The sequence below is a fragment of the Clostridium estertheticum genome (assembly GCF_011065935.2).
Classification (GTDB): domain Bacteria; phylum Bacillota; class Clostridia; order Clostridiales; family Clostridiaceae; genus Clostridium_AD; species Clostridium_AD estertheticum_A.
On sequence record NZ_JAAMNH020000001.1, the window covers coordinates 4045699 to 4068232 of the forward strand.

At 29.9% G+C, this 22534-nt stretch carries 21 protein-coding genes and 1 pseudogene; all 22 read right to left on the reverse strand.

Annotated features, from left to right (window positions below; all coding sequences use genetic code 11):
- Positions 1-27 precede the first annotated feature (27 nt).
- The 22 genes and pseudogenes from G9F72_RS19240 to G9F72_RS19345 all read right to left on the reverse strand — a co-directional run bounded on the left by G9F72_RS19240 (position 28) and on the right by G9F72_RS19345 (position 22473).
- Positions 28-411, reverse strand: a complete 384-nt coding sequence (locus tag G9F72_RS19240) for a hypothetical protein (protein ID WP_164958339.1) — start codon at positions 409-411, stop codon at positions 28-30.
- A 72-nt stretch (positions 412-483) separates the two neighbouring features.
- Positions 484-672, reverse strand: a complete 189-nt coding sequence (locus tag G9F72_RS19245) for a hypothetical protein (RefSeq protein ID WP_164958340.1) — start codon at positions 670-672, stop codon at positions 484-486.
- Positions 669-1415, reverse strand: coding sequence for a hypothetical protein (locus tag G9F72_RS19250; RefSeq protein WP_164958341.1), 747 nt, complete (start codon positions 1413-1415; stop codon positions 669-671). Before G9F72_RS19250 ends, G9F72_RS19245 begins: the two co-directional genes overlap by 4 nt.
- 2 nt (positions 1416-1417) lie before the next feature.
- Entirely contained in the window at positions 1418-2119 is a 702-nt protein-coding gene (locus tag G9F72_RS19255; RefSeq protein ID WP_164958342.1) for a metallophosphoesterase, read from the reverse strand.
- A 575-nt stretch (positions 2120-2694) separates the two neighbouring features.
- Positions 2695-3129: a hypothetical protein gene (locus G9F72_RS19260; protein WP_164958343.1), complete on the reverse strand. Its 435-nt coding sequence runs from the start codon at positions 3127-3129 to the stop codon at positions 2695-2697.
- Between the two features lie 238 nt (positions 3130-3367).
- Positions 3368-3802, reverse strand: a complete 435-nt coding sequence (locus G9F72_RS19265) for a hypothetical protein (protein WP_164958344.1) — start codon at positions 3800-3802, stop codon at positions 3368-3370.
- A 1093-nt stretch (positions 3803-4895) separates the two neighbouring features.
- The gene (locus G9F72_RS19270) at positions 4896-5231 is read right to left on the reverse strand and encodes a hypothetical protein (RefSeq protein WP_164958345.1); all 336 of its coding nucleotides are present in this window, start codon (positions 5229-5231) and stop codon (positions 4896-4898) included.
- Positions 5232-6324: 1093 nt separating this feature from the next.
- The gene (locus G9F72_RS19275; protein ID WP_164958346.1) at positions 6325-6915 is read right to left on the reverse strand and encodes a hypothetical protein; all 591 of its coding nucleotides are present in this window, start codon (positions 6913-6915) and stop codon (positions 6325-6327) included.
- A 177-nt stretch (positions 6916-7092) separates the two neighbouring features.
- A complete protein-coding gene (locus tag G9F72_RS19280; RefSeq protein ID WP_164958347.1) occupies positions 7093-7977 on the reverse strand; it encodes a hypothetical protein in 885 nt (294 codons plus the stop codon).
- A 204-nt stretch (positions 7978-8181) separates the two neighbouring features.
- The gene (locus G9F72_RS19285; protein ID WP_164958348.1) at positions 8182-8706 is read right to left on the reverse strand and encodes a hypothetical protein; all 525 of its coding nucleotides are present in this window, start codon (positions 8704-8706) and stop codon (positions 8182-8184) included.
- 474 nt (positions 8707-9180) lie between these two features.
- Positions 9181-9918: a hypothetical protein gene (locus G9F72_RS19290; protein ID WP_164958349.1), complete on the reverse strand. Its 738-nt coding sequence runs from the start codon at positions 9916-9918 to the stop codon at positions 9181-9183.
- Positions 9919-10092: 174 nt separating this feature from the next.
- Positions 10093-10815: a hypothetical protein gene (locus G9F72_RS19295; RefSeq protein ID WP_164958350.1), complete on the reverse strand. Its 723-nt coding sequence runs from the start codon at positions 10813-10815 to the stop codon at positions 10093-10095.
- A gap of 185 nt (positions 10816-11000) precedes the next feature.
- A complete protein-coding gene (locus G9F72_RS19300) occupies positions 11001-11186 on the reverse strand; it encodes a MerR family DNA-binding transcriptional regulator (RefSeq protein WP_164958351.1) in 186 nt (61 codons plus the stop codon).
- Between the two features lie 501 nt (positions 11187-11687).
- Entirely contained in the window at positions 11688-12143 is a 456-nt protein-coding gene (locus tag G9F72_RS19305) for a hypothetical protein (protein WP_164958352.1), read from the reverse strand.
- Between the two features lie 1022 nt (positions 12144-13165).
- Entirely contained in the window at positions 13166-14575 is a 1410-nt protein-coding gene (locus G9F72_RS19310) for a WG repeat-containing protein (protein WP_164958353.1), read from the reverse strand.
- A gap of 220 nt (positions 14576-14795) precedes the next feature.
- Positions 14796-15035 carry a hypothetical protein gene (locus G9F72_RS19315; protein WP_164958354.1) on the reverse strand — a complete coding sequence of 80 codons (240 nt, stop codon included), beginning with the start codon at positions 15033-15035 and terminating at the stop codon, positions 14796-14798.
- A pseudogene (locus G9F72_RS19320) lies at positions 15035-15805 on the reverse strand (ParA family protein). Before G9F72_RS19320 ends, G9F72_RS19315 begins: the two are co-directional and overlap by 1 nt.
- A 387-nt stretch (positions 15806-16192) precedes the next feature.
- The gene (locus G9F72_RS19325) at positions 16193-17521 is read right to left on the reverse strand and encodes a hypothetical protein (RefSeq protein ID WP_164958355.1); all 1329 of its coding nucleotides are present in this window, start codon (positions 17519-17521) and stop codon (positions 16193-16195) included.
- 2 nt (positions 17522-17523) lie between these two features.
- Positions 17524-19173, reverse strand: coding sequence for a hypothetical protein (locus G9F72_RS19330; protein ID WP_164958356.1), 1650 nt, complete (start codon positions 19171-19173; stop codon positions 17524-17526).
- A 590-nt stretch (positions 19174-19763) separates the two neighbouring features.
- On the reverse strand, positions 19764-20426 hold the full coding sequence (locus G9F72_RS19335) for a hypothetical protein (RefSeq protein ID WP_164958357.1): 663 nt from the start codon (positions 20424-20426) through the stop codon (positions 19764-19766).
- Between the two features lie 3 nt (positions 20427-20429).
- Positions 20430-20906, reverse strand: coding sequence for a Panacea domain-containing protein (locus tag G9F72_RS19340; protein WP_164958358.1), 477 nt, complete (start codon positions 20904-20906; stop codon positions 20430-20432).
- Positions 20907-21588: 682 nt separating this feature from the next.
- Complete coding sequence (locus G9F72_RS19345) at positions 21589-22473, reverse strand: GIY-YIG nuclease family protein (protein WP_164958359.1); 885 nt, start codon at positions 22471-22473, stop codon at positions 21589-21591.
- Between the last annotated feature and the right edge of the window lie 61 nt (positions 22474-22534).

Genomic DNA, 22534 nt, shown 5'->3' on the forward strand with positions numbered 1-22534 from the left:
GCAGCTATAAAGGCTACTTTTTATCGATTAAATAACTCTTTGTAGCTTACCATTTAACTCTTTTATGCCGACGTCCCCCTCCTCACTACTAGAAGGATCTGTTAGATTTTTTACAAAGCTTCTAAAATAAACTAATTCTTGGTCGTTGGTATCGCAGAATGGTGCTTCTTCATCTGTGCCTACTAGTAAAAAGTCGTTAAAGTGAAGTTTTAGGCCACCATTAAAAGTGTAAGTTTTATCTATCACACCTATAACCTTCATGTCTAAAAACTCTGTTTCTATTTTTTTAATTTCCTTTAGTTGTGTTTTTGTAAGTTCCTTAATGGATCCAGTTGCATCAAATCTATGAATTCTACCCGCTATAAATTCCTTATATAACAAAGGTAGCCTATCGCCCCAAGTTAAAGTCATACAATAACCTCCTAAATAATTTATTCTGCTTGATATTTGAATGGTTTATCCTTGATTAGATAACTTAAAATTTTATTCTACCTCTACGTACATCATAATAATGGATAAAGCTTCATCATATGAGTTACAACTTCTTACTCTTTCTACCATCTCTTTAGACTCAGCGTATAGCCCTTCTGTTTTTAATGCCTTACTCGCTATAGATAGTAAATTAAAGATATTTCCGTTTTCTCCTACTAATCTGCATGGTGGTTTTTTCATAATTGCACCTCATTTAGACCGTTAATTTCTTTATAATACTTGACTGTTCTTACAAACATATCGCCGTAGAATAATTCATCCCTTACTTCATCTGAGATAACTAACTCACCTTTGATTACTTTTGATAATATTACAAGGAAACTTAATTCAAATGGTAATTTCAAATTTAGAAATTGAATATACCTCTCTTGAACTTTGGAACGGTCAATCAAACCTTTCTCTGATATGAAATATATAAAGTAAGTGTTCTGCCAAGGTTCAGGCCACAACCAATCCTTTTTCGGTGTAGGTAAAGCTCCAATTACCCCAATATAATCACATGCTCGTTTATAACCACCATGTGTTTCACCAATTAGTAATACTATATCGCCTCTATTAAACTTCCTTCCGGCATCTGTATCATCATCTGTACTACCAAACTCAGCTAAATCTACTTCAAAAACCTGATTCGATATACTATCATATGAATATAATAAGTCTCCATCAGCTGAGAATAAATACTCGCTATTCTTACCTATTTCTCCAGAGTTCAAATCCTTAGACAATACTTGAAAATCGTATGCTGTGGTGTTAAAGCAATAAGTATTGTTTATGTCAGCAATATCATAATTACTATTACTAGTAATCTCTGAAAGGTCTATAGCTCTAATCCACGATATTGCTTTATCCAATGTATCAAATACTGCTTCAACCTCGACTTCACTTGAATGCTTATTTATAATTTTTGCTAAATATATCTGCATTTTTAAACCTCCCTAAGAAAGCCAAAATTCTCGTTCCAGTACCTAAGCTTTTTATTAACGTAATGTGCGGTAAGAAGATTACCTGTTATTTGCAGAGCACCCAATGTACCTTTAAACACGGCACCAGTATCAATAAAAATTTTATTCCCTTTCCGCAAAAACTTGTAATAGCCCTCTTTGATTGTGAAAGTAGGCGTGTGACCTACAATGAAAACTGTACTAAAATCATTAACTGCAGCACTATATATAAAAGAACGCCTAATCGAGGTAAAATCATATGCATTATGCTCTTTTAGCATGGTTTGCAGATTATCAAGTTTCTGCGGATTAATCCCAGAATGTGAAATTAGTAAGTCGATCTCATCTAAGTAATAGTAAAGTGGTAATAAAGTTAGGTAATTTAAAATATCCTTCTGTTCCTTATCTGTTAGAAGTTGATATGCCTTATACGTATCGTAGCCACCATCATTAACCCAGCGCGCTTTTTCACCTAGAGCTTTGGTTTTTAAATAGTTTAGCATCAATAATTCATGATTACCTGCCGTTACTTTAAAACCCTTTTGCATAACAAATTGTAACGTCTCTAAACTCTTGAGTCCTCTGTTTATTACATCTCCTACTATGAAGACATCTTCATCATGTACATTATCTAGTAGCATCTTTAACAGTTCTAGCTCACCATGAACATCACCGATAATTAACACTTGAATTTCTCCTTTCTATTATATTTTTGAAATGAAGCTTCATTTGTTTTCATTTAGTAGCAACTTTAACCAATGTATTTAGATAAAATAGTTTTTGTATACTTATGTGTTTTAACTCTGATTACGATGTTAGTCAAGGCATTTAAAAAATTAAAGAGTTTCAATTAGAAGATTAAAGATATATGAGGTTATAATGTGTTTTAGGGTAACTGCTGAAAGATTGAGGTTTTAGCTATACCCCTTCTACTTCTGTGCAGACTAATATACAACTGCCCACGATATGAATCATAATAGTAAGGTCTAAATTTAATATGTATGCAGCTGGTTGAGTACCAATTATTATGTCATCCAATTAAAAATAAGGTATTGTTCATTATAAATTTGTAATTTTAAAAAGTAAGTGTCGGAAGGACTATAAATAATGATTAGTCTTAAACTAACTGCTAAAATTATCTAACTTTTTAATTTGAATAGTTTTAGGCTCAAAATAAAAAAAAGTGGAGCTTGTGACTCCACTTACAGTATTTTATATATATCAAGTATTTGAAGCATACCAAACCCAATTCCTCATTTTCTTAAACTATAAATAAATTATGCTTGTATTGTTCTATATCCATAGCATTTACTCCAGCTTCATCCTTTTGCAATACTAGAATCCATCTTAAATCTGTTTGATTTCTATAAACTTTTATATTTGGTCTATCATCAGCTTGTGTACTAAATGGCAATTTACGTATTAAACTTGCTGGAAATTTAAATGCTACTAATTCATCAATACATACAAGTACAACACTATCTGCTTCTTTTAAATATTCTGCATTTAAAGTGAAAAACTCATACGAATCTTTTTTAAGCTCTATGAGCTTACTTGTAGTTATCAGTACATCTTCTCTTCCAACTTTGCATAAAGATTTTTTTTCACCATGTATGCCATCGTGAATTTCCTCTCCAGCAAATACAAATCTCTTAAGCCTATCCATGCAATCTTGATCATATATACTTTTATTCATATACTCCCCCAAATCATATTAATAAATGAAAGAATTTTAAAGTCCTAACATTATATCTATATTCTGGGATAAGTGTTGATATTCCAGTATTAAATAACTTATAATTTATCCATTAGAATTTATTGACCCTTAAAAAAAGATAATCTCTCGATTATCCTAATTTGCTTATATGGAGTTTTAATTATGCTAATAAATAGTATGATTCCTAGCCACTTAAGCTATATGCATATTGGTTGTCTTAATCTCCAGTATAATATTCTATCCAATCTTCAACAGTATCCTCAAAAATAAGCTCTTCATACTGTAATTCTGTCAATCTGTTGCCTTTAAAGTCATAAACCCCCCATTTCACCATGCAATCATTATTCAGCATATAATCATCGAAAGTAGCCCCTTGAACCAGCACATCCCCATCATTATACCCCACCTCTACTACACACTCACCCATCAAAATAACACCTTGATTACTATCATCGGAATTAAAAGTAGCATACTTACAAGGTAAAATAACATTTCCATCAATATCTTGTAGCCCCCACAATCTATTTTCTCCTAAAACCAATATTGCAAATATTTTTTCGCAATTTTCCCATAACACATAAGTAAAACCTAGTGGTATAATTAAACCACTCCTTACATCATGCTCAATATCATTATTAATTATCACGCCCATTGTTAACAGCTCCCTCGTCTTTACTTTATTTGTGTATACCTTAATAGTACATCTCCATACTAAACTCGCTAATAAAGTACAAAGACCCCCCAAAATAAAATAAAAGTGAAATTATTTACCTTTTAATAAACTCTGTTAACCCGCTCCCTATAATATATTAAATATAAGCTTCTACTAAACTTCATACCCTGTTTGTAAGAAGAGCCTCTCTATATTATTTTTTTCAAATACTTTATATTTAGCTCTTCTACAAACATGCAAACACAAGACGTTCATCAGTACTTGAAATTATATGTAGGCTCTCCCCAGAAATGACTAATTAAAATTCACCTTCTGAGAATTTACAACTAATTAATCTCAAACTGTTGGATTTATATATAAAATGACTGTACCACTGCACCTACTGTACCACTTGTCTTAGTTGTTTTGTTCACAGAATATGTAATTTTAGTATCACATATCTATTACATTGCGATGACTGAATTACAGATTTCTTGTTTGATATTTTTACTTATCCAGTTGCTTGAAATATATAATTGATATCATATATTAGAAATATTAATTTATCTTTATACTTATAATGTTTTATATTAGCCTTTTATTAATATTATCTAAAATAATTTAGCTTCTCATCCTTTAGCTTAAACCAGAGAAAGATAATCTTTCTATTATACTATGTTGTCGATGCAAACTGTACTAAAGTAATATACTATTTGGTATTTACACATTTAAATAAAACTTTTAAAAACACTAAAGTCTAATTTTTTTTTGCTACCGCTCCTGTTTATTTATTTAGGCGTTGAAATAATAATAGTTCAAGGTTGCCCTTGGAATCAAATGAGGTCTACCCTGGAGAAATAACTTAAACAAAGTCTACCAATTGGAAATTAATAAAGCATTTAATATTCTTATATAAAACTGACTGTACCAAATGCCCAACACCATATAATATCTAACTTTTTTAAAACCCTAAGTCATGAGTTCTATAACTCATGACTTAGGGTTTTTACGATGTATACTCCCTATTAAAAGAAGAAAAAGAGCAATTTACACTATTATTCATCCTCATCACACTTATTAATAAGTATTTAAATTATTTGATACGATTTACAAAATTGTCATTTACGTATTTTTCTAAAACAGCACGTGATTGTCTAAACATTAAAAGTACCTCTTTTAATTTAGCAAGTGTTATTGGCTTATCCCAATATAAATCTAAATCAGTCAACCCACCAAGATACACCGTGTATTTATTTATGCCAATGTGATCAATTTGAATTTCCAATTGCCTCTCTCCAACTTCAAACCTTGCATACCTATGGTAACCTGGTAAAGGCACATAATATCCACCTTTACCATTATGATAAGCATTAAATATAAGATTTATTATCCCATCTTTTATAAGACTGTTCAATTCGTTAGTGGTCATGTCCTTGGGCACCTTAGTAAAAATCGCTCATATTTTTCTAGGCTTTGAATTCTTATCTTCTTTCTCACTTTTAACTACCTTTTCTGATTCAACTTGGCACTTCATTAATACACCAACCCCTTTTTATTTAATCTTAACCTTTATATAAACGAGCTTCTTTTATAGTCATGAATTACTTTTATGTTTTGATTTTATAAACTTTGTTGCATATTATTTCTAGAAAATCTCATCTCACAATGAAATTACTCTAATTTCGCTAATGATGTAATCTAAATGGACCTTCTGAGTTGTTTAATATACTACTATAGAATTAAATTAACTGTTTCATCTATTACTGTTTCTCCGTTTGTTATATTAACCTATCCTTATTACAGAAACTTAAATTATAAAATAAAAATTACCAATAATTAATAACCCCTATGAATTTGCAACTACTTAATTTATTATAAAATACAGACTGTACCACTGTACCAACTGTACCACTTACACATATTAGCGTTTCACAGAATATGAACTTTTCTTAACCTAACATCAGGATTCCCACTTAAAACACTGAGATTCAGCAATTATGGAATTTCTTTTCTATCTTTTTTATTTTCAGTTGATTGAAATATTTAATTGGAATCATATATTCAAAATTATTAATTTATCTCTCTAATTATAATGTTTTATATTATACTTTTATTAATATTATTTAAAATAATTTAGCCACTCATGTTGTAACTTTAACCCATGAAGGTTAATTTTAATATTATAATATACTATCCTTAATAACTACATAAATGTTCAATACAATTTTATATGTATGCAATATAAAAAAACTTTTTGAACTTACAAAGTCAATGAATTATAAAACTAATGTCTTACTGTTTCCTTAGTGTGGTACTTAAAAAATAAAGCTTCCAATGTAGGCCTTGGAAGCTGTGTTGTCTAACTCTTGTTCTACCTTTAATTGAATAAAACTACTATTGAGAATATTTTATATCAAATTATTTGCTAGTTAAATAAGCTTTGTATATCATTTACACCCCAATCTAAAAATTACTGAATTATTTTTATTTTTTACTACTTTCAGCTGTCCACTGTTCCAATTTCAATGCCCTAATAATACGCAAAGTTTTTTTTGAATCATTATCATATAACTTTTGTTTTCCAAAATGCTACATATAATATCAGTCAGTTTATACTCTTTAATTAGATTAATTAATCTAGTCGTTGCCTTTACATATCTATAGCTCTTATCAGTTGATGTTAGACATATATCTATAAGTGTAATGATATCAACAAATTCCTCTGTTAAAAGATAATCGTAAATCTCTAAGAACTCATCAGTTATTTGTTCAGAATCGACATCCGTAATAATTGCATCAAAAGTGGAATCCAATTCGTAATATAGCACTGTTTCCGGCAAACCTATTCCGCCTTCTTTAAACTCTTTTGATGTTAATATAAAAATTTCTTTATTTGCCAATTCTAACCTTTCGTTTTTATTACATTTATAGCAATAAGCAGCAATATCAATATATTCACCTACCTTTCTTTCTGTAGTAGCTTGAATACACATTTCACCAATCCATTTTCTACCTTCCTCTGTGACTACAAAATTTTGTATACTCAACATACTCAATATTTCCATCACTTTTGGATTTGTACCTATTGTTTTATTTATAGAAAAGCTCGACATGTTAATACCTCCCTTTTTATCCAATTTTATATTTGACTCATATGTTTTAAAAGGCCACAGCTCCTTATTGAAGTAACTTTAGTGTAATCAGATGATTATCTATTTTATTGTGCTACTATAAAAATCATATCAATATATACTTAACTTTTAAAGCAGCACTAATAACAACTCAAACAATTATATTAATGAATTACTATACGATTTATAATGCGTAAAATCTGCTGCAAAATTGTATAGCCTTTGATCTATTTTTATTACATAAGCAGTTCCTCGATATTTAGGACAAAACGTGTATCTTATAGTCAATCTTTTCTGTTTTGCATCTCCACTAAGTAACAAACCTTTCTTTCTCCAGTTTCTTAGTATATCTTCCAATTCATTTTTACCCTCTATGTCTATAATTTTTTTGAGGGTATCTCCCTTTATTATTACAGCAGGATAGCCTGCTTTCCCATAATCAACCTCTAACACACCATCATCACTATTTTCATTAAATGGGTTTGGGTAATGCGGATATGCTTCTGGGTCATCTTGTATAGCTTTTAAAAGAACATTATAACAATCTATACTTTCTTCATCTAAACTTTTAAACTTATCCCCTTCACTTATTAGGTCTGTTTCATCATAAACTGAATAGAGCTGGTTAATCTTTAAATACTGTACATAAGCCACAATGTTCTTATAGATTTTGTCATCAACAATGCCTTTCTGCCTTAGGCACTTTCTTATATATTTTTCATTATCTTCAAATTCAAATTCATCTACATAAATAAACTTGTTTAATACTTTGTCACGTGTAGATTCAATCTGAAGTTTACTTGTTAGCTTCACCTTAAAACAATAGTCACCTGTTTTTTTAATGCAAACAAACAACTCTATCTCCCAGTGATTTCCAACAGGGTTTTCAATAACTTCAAATACCTCTTGCTTTACACTATTTAATTCTACAACTTCCTTCTTCTCAACTAAATCCTTGCCTCTGATGTCGCTAGACGCATATAAATCAATAGCTGCTATAGCTAGACATTTATTTGATAATTTTGGGTTTACTTTAGTTTTCATTGTAAATTCCTTCTTTCATTTTTAGTAGACTAAGTATTAGCGAGTGCTGCTACCCTGCCCCTGTTCCTATGACCTATGCATATAAAACTCTAATTGATCAAGACAAACAAATTATACATATTTTTATGCTTTAGTTGATTTTATGATAAACATGGTAATGTTAAAATAAGCATCACCATGTCAAACTTAATTTTTACAATAACTCTAAAACTCTATTAGACCCAATTCATAACCCGTAACAGTTACTTCCCTGAATCCAGTTGCTTCTATTTTTTGAGAAACAACATAAGCAAGAATGCTCCCATCTTTTGCCTGTTTAAAAATTCTGTTATACTCGTCTGCAATCCCTTTCATAATTTCATTCTCAGTAAGCTCTAAGTGATTAAATCCAATTTTTTTACAAATATTTTCAGGTATACAAAGGTATAGTTGCAACCCAATTGAATCCATCGCCTCTTCGGGTATAAATACATCGCTATTTAAGTTATAGTAGCTATCTATAACATGTATAACAATTAACCCATATCTTTCTTTCAAATCTTTAATAACTTCTTTTTCATCTCTACCCATAATCGCTATATAATCATTTGGGTTACTCTTGACAACTAATCCTCTTTTGTAAAACTCCGAAATTTCTACAGCTCCAAGCGCTGCTAAGACTTCAATACCAAGTAACTCACTTAATTCTTTGGGATTTTTTAAAAGGATCGATTTACTGTTAATTCTCATTACAAATTCCTCATTTCATGCTATTAGTAGACTAAGTAGTAGCGACCGCTTCTACCATGTCCCCCCCCTATTTAATATCTCAACATCTCGCTCCCTAATAATATATCCCGTACCCTACAGAACATCATTTGCACTTTTTCTTTTGCTTAAACAAAAGAAAAACAACTAATATTTAGTTGCTTTCTAATACGCAAACCTATACAAAATAAGAGGTTGTGGGTTGTTCTGTAATTCCATCTTATAATAGAAACTAATTAAAAAAATATCTGTAAATACTTTCTAAGGGCAGTTCCTGTAGTATTTTTAATGAAATTAGCCGCAATTTCCTTCGAATGCAGATCAAAACTCTCTTGTTAAATTTATTTAAAACCATACGTATGTTTATAAGTTTTTTATTATTACCTCTTTATCTGCATTTTGTAATTATATACCTTTTGGGATTCAAACCACTCAGCTTAGCAAATTTCTAGTATACTATAACACCTTTATATTTGAATCTACTTCATTAGCGCCACTGTTAACTATAACATCCAAGTGTATTATAAAATCTTTTAAAGCTTTTATTCCTTCAAGCTCTACATCACATAAATCTCCTATCGTAGAACTCCATCCACTCTTTGTTTTTATTAACCTGTGGTGACCCCAACTTTCTTTGAATTTCATTGTAATAATGTCAAATATCTTAGGGTCAGGTACAGCCTCAAATTTAATTATATTATCACCCGTAGCAAAGATAATGTCATCTTTCTCTATATGCCAAGTTATATAGCTTTCTGGGTGTATTTGAAATATTGGGTAACTATAATCTATGATTTTTATAAGTTCTATCTTATAGTCACTCCCCTCTGGAATATTCCTGTATAATGTGTCAAGTTTCTCTCTTGCAGTAGCCTCCTCATGTGAAGTACACCCTCTTTCTTGAGTCATGTTTTTTAAGGACTCCATCTTACTACTACTTTTTATTGGTACTTTTCTATAAGTGTCCTTATAGACCTTAGTACCACTAAATTCTTTTTGCTCATCTTCAGTTAGACTAACACATAATGTATACCCATTTTTTGTGCATAAACCTAGCCATGACTCAATATTAGTTCCAAGTAAACAACTATAATTCTTTGGATACTCATACATTAGCCAACCTCTAACCCTTAGTTCATGTGCTAATCTCAATTTTGCGACCCTTTTTATAGACTCATACTTATAATTTATCATAAAATCCACTCCCTTTTTATTGGATACTAGTGTTTATAATTTGCTAATAAAATTAGAAAAAAAGATACTAACTTCATATTGTTAATACCTTTTCAACTTATTTGTAAACCATTGGAAGCTTACTTTCTTTGATACTATTTGAATAACAAAACTGCACACAACCTTTTGTAATACCTATCTCTTAGTATCCAAGCATAAATTACAATCTTTCCAGAGTATTATTTTTCCTATTTCTGCTTCCTTTTGTTTTTTTGTTGTATTACCATGAAGTGCCTGATGATTTTCCCATGTGGTGTAAATAAGATTGTCTCTTGCATTATTATACTGATTAAAATCAATATGATGAATGTCCATAGCAGAGTTCTCCTGCATAGCATTTATTACATCAAAACCTATTTTAGTGGAAATGATCATTGAATGGAGTTTAATACGCACAGTACCATACTTTTCATCATCTATGACCATGGTTTCATAGTCACCTGTTCCTTTTTTATTAATTTTAGTTGAAATTTGCTGGTTGCTAAAATCCATAGTATCTACACCACGGGTTGAACTAGCATTGTAGATACATCTCCATCCATTAGCACTCTTTTTAGACTTAACATTAATACAGCCTTTGTCATATTCAATATCACAAAGTGAGTTATTCACAAAGTAAACTTTCCCTTTAGCCGTATCTATTAAAAGTGTATTATCTCCAACTAAACTACGATACACAGTACACGACTCTTGTTCCATATTAGTAATTACTTTAATCATGTAAATCTCACTATTTACTAACTTTTCTACCCCTTTAGCCCCTGCAAAACCAATAACCCCAGTTAATGAATCTGCTACCACTCTTGCTAGAATGCCCTTATTATTTTGTTCTTCTATTGTTAAGCCATCCTTTGACATACTAATCAACCTTCCTTCTAATTTAGTTACTGAAGAATTTCAGTACTTAGTTTTAACCTTTAGCTTTTATTCAATATCCTTTTATATTTATATTCCTGTTATCACATCACAATTGATTAGAACAGGCATGGATACTCTCTTATACGCCACTTCTATTCTCTCAAATCAACCTATTAAATGCTCTATTAATCCTCTTTAGTTTCTTCGGTTAGCTTGAAATAATCAGCTACCTGCTCATAGGTATAACACCTATGACCTCCCAATGTTTTGTGATGTGGCTTAAACTTACCTAACTTGTCCCAATAACGTAATACTTGTGGTGTTACATCTATTCGTTCCGCGAATTCTGTTATAGAATAAAATTTATTCATTCCCCTCGCCTCCTTATATTGAATATAAACTCATATCCACGCAAAATTTATAATCTCAGAAATGTTCTACTTTTTATACGATTTTTGGCTTAGTATCAGCTTTAATTATATTTCTCTTGCTTAAATCTAATATTATTGGCTTTCCTGTTTTACAACATACGAAAAAAAAGCCATGGAAAATGTCATGGCTTATACATTAGATTTTTTAAAAGTACCCCTCGCTAAACTACATTAGATCTGTTGATGATATATATACAAATTGTAAGACTTGTATCGAACTATAAGATTGTATATTGACTACCTGATTTTGAAGAAGTGCATGTTTATTTAGGGTTTGTTGATTACTTACATGAAAATCTGTATTGTTTGTTATGACTTACATATAAACAATCAATTAGTATAAATTAACCTTACTATTTATAAACTTATTACTGTACTTAAATGATGTTTTATTCCAATACATAAAAATAGGAAGTAGTTAATTGCTACTCCCTTGATAAATTATTTCCAACTATTTGTAACGGGATCTATCTCGTTATTCTTAACCTTTCGAAGCTCAGGTACAGAATCACCTATAACATAAACTCCATCATTTTTTATAATGTAAATATACTCCAGATTAGTCTCAATGGCTTTTCTTGCCTCATCTAAAACCCAAGCCTTAGCAACACTACTAACATGCTCTGGAGGCAAGAAAAATGACCCATTAACATTAATTATATATTTATTTAATTCATTCACTAAATCAGTATCTGTTTTCCCCTCCTTCTTAATCAAGAAATTAACATGCTGCTGCTTCTTAAACTGTACCCATTGCTTAAACACTTCTTCTATTTGCATACCAACTTTAAACACAGTTTTTAGTTCTGAACCTAAGCCTGCAGGATACCCATCATGATGCACATAAAACCCCTTGCCCTCTACTCTTTCATCAATTACTATTGCACGAGTACTCAATTTAACATCTCCTCATTATATTTAATATTAGACTAATACTTAATTACGACCATTACTGTAAATCTATAACTTCTACGCAACCTTCTATTTTAATAAATCAAATCAGTTTAATACTGCGTAATCAAGAACAACGTCACCATTAAATTCAAGATTCTCGAAATTTAAATACTCTTTTATTTAAAAATCAACTTCTCCTTAGTACCCTGTGATCTCAATTTTAAACAATATATATTGTCTAGCTTCAATAATCCAAATGACAATATGGAAAATATAATGGTACTGTAGAAATATAATATTACTTGATTTTTTAATTAGAATGATGTTACAGTAACCTGTAAGTACTAATGCCATTCCAATTCTATTTTTGGAATCCTCTCTTATTACTGATTTCACAAACAAGCATCCGGTATAAATTAAGAGGGTAGAATTTCTTATTACTTGAATTGTCTTTATGCAAATTAACTTAATGTAAGTGAAATATTAATATCATCTCTGTGTTAATTGTCTTTTTAATTTTTATTACTTCTTCTATTACTAATGAATTATTTTCCTTTATTAAATTACTACTCCTTAATTAATTTTCCACTTCAAATTGATTGTGAAATAATTTAAGATTATTCTATACCACTCTTCATTAACCAAGGTTAGTTAAGCTAATTGCTTACTACTATTAAGACTAATTTTAATTCCTTCTAGTAGAAACCCATTCATTAAAGTTTAAATAATTGTTAAAAACAGCCCATCTTTCTAAAATTTATATCCATTCTCCCTAAAACGTAAAATTTGAATTTTAATTGTTTTATATGTTACTTGAAATTACTAGAACCCAACTATTGAAATACCACATCATGAATTGATTGGCTTTGACAAGCGAATCAACCTCATTGACAACCTTTCAAGTAATAGATCAACGAGTAATGATAAGAATCACCTCTTAACAATTAATAATTATATAAATGATGCCAAAATTAATTACCCAACAGCAAAAGCACACCTCTCGATGTGCCCTTACTAAATAGATTCTACTTGGCTAATATATAATATGAGAAATTATTCGCCAATGCATGTGAGTCTAGAGTTGGTCCATCAGTTTTTACTGTTCCACCTAATATTACTCCATCTTCAGCGGTGTATACATCTGTGAAGATTGGTTTAGTTACTACATTTCCTTTTAAATCCATATAACCATAGATTGCACCTTCCTTGAATATAACCAATTCACTGTCACCTATTTTAAATGGACTATTTAAAAATTCATACTTAAAATCTAAAACTACTTTACCCGCTTTATCGATTATGCCCCAGTTTTCGCCCTTCTTTACTGCAGCATATCCATTTCTGAAGTTGTCGATTTCATTATACTGTGTAGCTATTACTGTTTTACCAGTTTTATCAATTGCACTGTATACCTTATCGTCTTTAGTCACCCATGCTAATCCATCTGGTGTGAAAGAAGATAATGCTGTGTAAAGTGCAGGTATAATTTTTTTACCCTTTATATCTATAAATCCAAACTTTGAATTTGTAGAAAATGCAGTCATCCCTTCACTATATCCATAAAGTTTATCTTTACTTTTATATATAATCTTACCTGAGTTATCAGCTATAAAATAAGTTTTTCTATTAGGCTCTGCAAACTCACCTAATGTGAGTGAACCATCTAATGAGTCTGTATAAGACATATCTATGTTTATTGCATAGTCATATATTCTCCCATCGCCACCATTTATCTCTGCTACGTTACCTACCACTACTTTGCCAGTTTTGTCTACAAGCTGTGTTTTGCCAGGTGTAGTAGTTGCAACGTCCCCAGTTAAAAGTAGTCCTTGATTATTGAATACTCCATTGTAGGCTGCTTTGGGTTCAAATACTACTTCGCCTTTAGGATTAATTACTTCATACTTATACATATACGTTGTAGCATCTTTATCATACTTACAAACTGCCAACCCTTGATTGAAAGGTGTTGGTGAATCATATTTTGCTTTAATTACAACAGTGCCCGTTTTTACATCCGCATAACCCCATTTCTTTACTGTTGTATCATACGCTGGTACTAACCCATCCTTAGAAGAATATAACATATTACCAGGTAGATCATTGGTTAAACCTTTAAGCTTGGTATAGGTTTCGTCTGTCTTGTCTAAAGTGTACAATACTTTAAACTTTCCTTCCTTGTCTACATAACCTCCTTTGTTGTCTTGCATTGCAAATGCATATCCATTTTTAAACTCCTGAGCTATTGTGAAATTTTCATCCGTTAACCTTGTAAGTCCACCTAAGTCAATACCTTCAATTGTACTAACTGGTTTAGTGGCTTCAGCAACGGGTGCCTTAATAGGTGTCTTTACTTCTACTTTTTTAACACCACAACCTGAAAATGTTGCACATGCTAAAGCTACTATTAAAAAGTAACTTGTTTTTTTAAACATATTATAACCCCTCTACTTTTTATTTTAATAATATTTATATATATCATTCCACCCATAGAATAAAACAGTTAAAATGGCAATAGATAATTATACAATCTAAACCACACGAATTTAATATGTGTAAGGTTATTCAAGTGACTTAAAAGTGTTACCGCTAATAATATTGCTAGAGTTTTATTTAATCTACTTTTCAAGCTTGATAAGATGGTTAAGTATTAGATTACTTGTACTGCTCCAAAATATCCTTTAAATACTCAGTCAAAGCTAACCTAACCACTGTACTTTTATCTGCGCCTGTTAATGCTGACTTTAGACCTATTGCCTTATAAAGTTCTTCAGTTAAATAATAAGACCTAGCTTTTAAATTACCTTTATTTTCTTTCTTTTTCTCTGAACTGTTACTTATAATTGAACTGACCACACTAGTTCCTCTAGTTTTTTCCCTGTCCTGTAAACTCATTACATCACTTCCTTAATAACAGCCAAAATCTTATCTACTATTTTTACATATTCTTTTGAGATATCTGAATTTGGTTTTCTTAAAACTACAGGTAATCCATCATAGATACCTTTGACTGCCTCAATAGTTTTCTTTATTACTCCAAGTACATTGTATTTCTGTTTTAATAATGACAGAATTTCATTACTATCTTTTACAGATTGCTCATACAATGTCGCTATAACTCCTATGATTTCAACCTTATTGTTGACAAGTTCTTTTAAATCCTTGATTGTTGTAGTGAGATTCTCAAGTCCACGATAGGATAAGTAATCTGTCTTACAAGGAATCAGTACAAAATCCGAAGCTACTATTGCGTTGATTGTTAAAATACTTAACTGAGGAGGACAATCTATCAGTATAAAATCATAATTCTGTCTTATTTGATTTAAGGCCCTTAATAACACCTTTTCTCTTGCTATCCTTGATTGTAGTTCCATTTCTAAAATAGATAAATCTATTTTAGATGATATTATTGATAAGTTTGAAATACTGCTTAATTTAAATATACAATTCTTTGTTTTTTCAGCATTTTTTTTTTAAATATCCGTTACATTAAACTTCATTTCCAAAGGCTCCATACCTACCGATATAGTTAATGATGCTTGTGGATCAAAGTCTACCATAAGAACCTTTAAACCTTTTGATGCAAGTACAGCCGCTATATTGAAAGTTGAAGTAGTTTTTGTTACACCTCCTTTTGAGTTTGATACTGAAATAATTTTACACATGTGCGGTTGACCTCCTTTGAATACAAAATTACTAAAGTGATATTAAAAAAACTTAAATAAGCTTTAACTCTGTCCTATGTTAACTCTGTAATGTTATAATGTCAGCAACTGTTTGAAATCTTTCAAAGATTTACCCCATTTTTTTACAATAATATTATACCGATTGAAGATAAAAAATAATACCTGTTAAAGTGTTATTAAAATATTTCCTTTGTTGCATCTTTAAATCAAATAAATAACACGTCGGAACAACTAACTGAAAGATCGTAATTCTTGATTATTTCACAACCAAATAAGGATGTTATTACCCCAATAAGTAATAACATCCTATATAAACTTATTTGTTATGTGTAATTTAAATAATGTATTGAGGGAATTTATAATCAATCACTCTACTAATCTTTTGATACCAATTGCTATAACTTCATTAAGTATATCTACAATTGGATTACAACTTTCTGCCTTTTTACGCACTAGTTTAATATAGGCTATGAGAAATTCCTTGGTATTAGCATCAGCAGTAGTTGCTACAAGCACTTCTAACTCATCGGCATACTTATGTAGTCTTTGAGATTTATACCAATTCTCCATCTGGTTCTCCATACCCTCAACTAAATTCTCTTTTTTACGCCTTTCCTCTTCAATAATCATAAGTTGTCTCTTGTTTTCTTCTTCTATTTCATATAGTTGTCTTTGCTCTTTGTGTTTTAATTCATTCTCATGGTCTTTTATAATATTATATATCTTTACCTTATTGGCTAATCTACATAATGCAATCAGTATTTCCCCTAATTGCTCCTCTAACTTAGTATTACTTGTGTCTTCAAACTTTAATAAAACCTCCGGAACCTTATTTCTTTCGGAAAAATTAAGTACTTCTTTAAACTCTATTGTAAGTTCTCCATTAAAGACTTTTTCATATGAGGGTCTAAGACTCTTTGTTATATTTTCTTGCTGAGAATCTGATAAGAATGATCGCCATTTTATTTTACCCTCTGATATTATGAATGAAACTGTGTATACATTCAAGTCAATAAATGCAATGTCTTCTTCTTCTTTTAACTCAACTAAAATTCTTCCTTCTAATTCCCTTATAGACTTAATAAAAGTATCCATAATTCGATATGCCCTACCAGTTTCTTTCTCGGATACATTAATTGGAATAACAGCTTTATTATTTTGATATTTTATTTTTGAATTACTGAACATACTAAAAGTAATATCTTTAAATTTATGTTCCGCATCACGAGCTTTTCGATATGCAATTTCACTTTGATGAGTCGTAATGAGTTCATCATATTTTTCTATTCTTTTGGGAACTCTAATTTTACTACACCAGTTTAGAAATCTTTTCTTTGATTCTGGTGTAAGCAAATCCATGCTATCTATTCCTTTGAGTTCTTCAACTGACAAAACTTCAGTATCAATATATTTTAAAATCTTACTATCTTCTGTAGTTTCTATCCCATACCCTTGATTCAGATACGCATTACTTTTTAATGGTGGTAACTTAGGTTTTTTGACTACTGATTTACCAGCATTAAGTTTGGCCCAATAACCTGTCGGTGGTAGTGGTATACAAAACCTTTTGCACCTTTTACGAAATCCAGTATCGGAGATTCCATAACGTTTCGCTACTGTTACTATAGGTTCTTTCCAAACCTCATTATATAGTTGCTCCCTTTGTTCACGGATGCTCATGTCATCAAATTCCATAGCTAGCCCTCCTGATAATCGAATGAAAATCCACCTCTAAGGAGATTATCTATCAACTCCTCAAGTGCATCACTATTTTTGACGTCATCTGGTACAAAGTAGCGCCGTTGATTATCATTCAAACATGTAGACAAGCAATCAACCAAATCTGAATTTTGGGGATAGTCAAACTTATTTAGATACTCTTTATCATCTTTATACATTCTTTCATATATACGTGGACCAGTAAGGGTACCAGTGATATGTATACCTATAATTAAATTTCTTATCTCTTTTAACTTACTAAATATATCTTCAAAATTATTCCTAGAGAAATTACTCTTATTTGCTAATTTAGATATATCAATTATAAGTTTTAATTTAAATTTCATTTCTCTAATAATATGCCTAATTCTAATGATATCATCGATTGACTCCATTAGATAATGTGGCTTGTTCCTACCTGCAGAAGGTCCATTCACAATGGCAATTTTCATACCTGTATATTTCTTCATATTCTTTTCTAATCTCTGATATTGTATAAAAAACTCCTCTTCATTATACGTTTGAGATCGAAATGGTGCCATTAACTCTAGAACATAAGGATTTCCATACTTCTTAAATGTAGCACTAAGATTATCTGTTACTAAGCTCATCATCTGAGCGTCTTTCCAAATACTATCACTATCATTGTTATAGGCAAGTCGTATAATGTAGGAACTACTTAGGTCAGACTTTAACAAACCATCCGTTGATATTACATAGACTAATTTACTTTTGATATCAGTCGGATATACGACTCCTTTATTTATAACTGGTAGTAGTATATTCATATTTTGCACCATACTTACCCTACCTGTTGCAACACAAAGATTTACATACTCAGGCCAATATTCAGAATCATGAATGGTATTTAATAACCAGTCGTGCATTAGTAACATTTCTAGTTCTCCTTTTCGGCCTTCGATAAATATTCGATGCAAATTATCTTTATATATATCCTCAATTCCAAATGCATTCTCATTATATCTGTGGTTATAATGGTTTATATAGCTAGAAACCTCTGTAATTCTATTATAAATGCGTTCAACATACTTTTCATAATAATTCCAAGTAATATTTTCTGCAAATTCATATAAATTAACTCCATATTTTCGATAGGTTTCCTGTATCCAGCTAACTAAGCCATTATCCAAAAACTTAAAATTAGAAATTGAAGGTTTTTCAGTTTGTTTTTTCTTTATTTCTTCAGCTAAAATTATAAGGTCATCTTTGTATTGTTCTATTCCAGTATTTCGCATCTTTGAGCTATTACAAAACTCGGTTACCACTTTCTCATAGTCGTTATACAAATAAAATAGCTCTATATATTTAATATCTTTAAGTGTGTTTTTTAATAATCTATCTATACGTGTTTTAGCTTTTAGATAATACTGTATTATAAACTCCTTACTTTTAGGTAAATCAGCTTCCACCTCATGTCTAATTTTTAATAATGTTTGCTCAGTTTTTATATTTTCATAATCATAAGCTTCTAGATTAAGATAATTATTAAAATACTCCATAACATAACTAATAACTTTTGACATATTTTCAGCATGGTTTCTGAAATTGAACTCATCTAATTTATCCTTTTTTTTCATCTGTAAAATATATTCTTCAACTGTTAGCATTAGTATCTCCTTTCTTTTAATCAAGTATGTTTAAGCAATTTTTTAAAGCATACTCTATTGATTTTGCCTAAATATCAATAACGTATTCAAAAGACTATAACATTGTCCAAAATTGCTAATGTATTATATGGATAGTTAAATTAAATTAAAATGAACCACCTCTTAAAAATACTCCTTCCTAAAGGATATACATTACCACTTCCCCTTCAAACTAGCGCAAAAAAGTAATAATTCCAAGAATTTACTCTCAGAATATATTAAGTAGCATTTAATTTTATGAATACAACTTCTTTACAATTCTCCTTACCCTAATACTAAATAAAATACAAACTAAGTAATCCATTGTACATAACCGAATGTACTAAAGCGTAAAGATTGTATTTTATAATTAAGTTTTAGACCAAATTATAATTAAAGTTAGGCTATTTCCTTTAGCCATAATTTGCAATTTTAACCTATAGGCATATTCTTTACAATGATGGTGCATATGTGTAGTAATTTAACTGAACGTTTAAATAAATATTCTCTAATAATTAATTTTAGATATAAAAAAACCCCTGAAATTAATCAAAGGCTTGTACTAATATAAATTAAATGTTATTCTTTGTGCTTATTGTATCTGTTATCACTTCTTTTATTTTTAAAGCTTCAATTTCTGATGCGGTTTCTAATTCAAGTAACTCATTTTTCGAATTCCTCATTAGACAATATTTATAAGTATAAAAATCTTTATTATTATAGTTTTTATTCGGATAAATTAAATGGTGATAATCTAAAAAAAATAAATTTATAATATTCCCTTTACGTGCTCCAATAAACCGCATACCATTAGGATACCCCAATTGCCACAAGTCTGCATCTGCAACTAAGTTTTTTATAATAGTATCTGCATTCTTATAATTACCATTTTGACAAATTATTAATTCTTTTAATATCTTTTTAATGAGTTCTATTTTATCGTTACCTTTTATCTCATGTGTATGAGTCCCTTTGCTGTTTCTCATATCATCAAAATTATTTTCAGAAAAATAACTCAATGCTTCAGTGAATATTCTTTGGTGATTATCAAAGGCATTATCTCTACTCTTTAAATAATTTGTAAAAATCCCTTTAACAGCACATGAGTATAATGAAAAAGGATTAGAAAAGTCAACCACTATATTTCCCTTAATCTCTTTAGGTCGTTTTTCTTCATTAATACTAGTCGGTTTAGAATTTTCATTTATTTTCATCTTAGATTTACTTTTAGCCATTAATTATCCCTCGAGCTTTTCCACATAATAATTAAATATTAACTTATCACTAATCTCTTCACAACACCAATCATTAGTAGAACATTTTGCCTTTTTTCTAGTTTTCTTCCATGGATCATGTTGATGAGTTATACTCTCTAATTGATTAGCATTATACTTACCATATATATTCCATATTTGGTCCAGTACATCTAAATCATCCTCTGTAAAATCAACCAATTTACCTTTATATTTACCTATATTATTAGCACCAAATTTTTTATAATCACTGTAAATTTGAGGACATACAGGTCCGTGTATCCATGCTTCAAATGATGCATCAAAAAGTTTTGTTTCTATCATATTTACACTATCATTCATCATTGCCAAATACCACGAATATGCAAAATACAATAACTTTTGTATTTTTTTAGGTGTTATTTTCTCGCTTTTAGACAAAAAATAATTGGCTATATCTTGAACCTCATATCTAATCTCCATTCTAACACCTCCATGTTATTTTTTATTATTTCCAGTATAATAAGAATTAATGCCTTCTAAATCATGCAATCAATAAATACATCAAACTTACTAACACTTAATTTTTGGCGACAACACTCAATTTTATTTTTTTTAAAAAAAACATTCCCTAAACAAATGTTTTTTATACACTTTAGTATGTTTTAATACTACAACTAACTAATAATAAAGTCAATAAATATGTATATTGCTTTAAATTGTTTATTTTGTTATTTATAATACTCTGCAAACGACTCATTACAATATATATTCATCTTCAAACTCTTTTAGTAACTTTAAAATAAATACTTTTTAAAAATCTTTCAGTAGAACAAAAATTTAGCATACAAGTATTCTAAATTCTCTACTGAATATTCTACTGCATTATTTTTAGTATCTATATTAATATATAGAATAAGCTTTTACTTTTATAGATATTTGATGTTTTAGTATTATTACTTCAATCTTACTGGCTTAAATAAATCACTAACTTAATGTCTACTGGCTTCAAAATCTATACCACTGACTATATTTATATTAAAAGCTACAACTTAATGTTTAGGTGCCTAAAAATTATGCTATACAAAATATTAACTGTAATTTTCATCTCACAATTGTATTTGCTTAGTGTTTCTAGTTAAATTTTATATCATAGGCTTAATATTTATTTTAGTAGCAATAATGCTTCCGCTGATAATTCTTTACGATTTTCAGCATTAGCTATTTCTAGTAACAGTTTAGCTCTTTTTATCGCCACTTGTATACTCGTAGTCATATTTTTAGAACCTTTCCATGCATTGGGAAGAAATACTTGAACATTTCCTCTTCTAAGTAGGTGTTCAGCTTCTAACTTTTTAAAATGTCCTATCATCCATTTATATTGCTCTTTATTTCTACCTCTCAACTCAATCTGAATATTCTTTTTTCTAATAAATATTTTAATTCTTGTTCCTCTAATAATCGCCTCAATATCTAATTCACCTGAATCGGCTATTTTAGGTGAGTCAAAAACAAGATTTGGAAAAGCCTTTTGTATTTCTAATAATGGCTCATCTAATTTTTCTGCAAGCATAGTTTGTAATTTCTCAATTCTATTTTGTCTTGCATGTGAATTTGCACTCTTTATTAAATCAAAACCATCTATGCAATCCCAATTGCTATAAGGTCTAAATCTTTCAGCATTCTCTCCTTCTACTATGTTTGTTAGATGCTTTAATCCATATACACTCTTTATTAGAAATGCCTCTAACGCTAAAGCTGTTGGCTCATCTAAATTTTTAGCAAGAATTCTTGCAATAGCATTGTAGCCATACCCCTGTTCAAATAAGTCTTTTAACCTTCTAATCTTTGGACTTTCTGCCTTTGAATTATTATATTCTTCTAATTCATTTTCAGCAATAGTACTTATATCAACATCCAAACCATCTGCTCCCTCACTTGACATCGCTTCTTTAAAGTGGCTTTTTACTCTATCCGCTATGCCTTTGCCTATATAAAATGGTTTATTATCGTTTGTAGGGTCAATTAATGCATATACATAGTATCTCATAATCCAATCTCTCCTAACATCATGTAAATTTACCCCAATTATTACTATTCATCCTCTATCT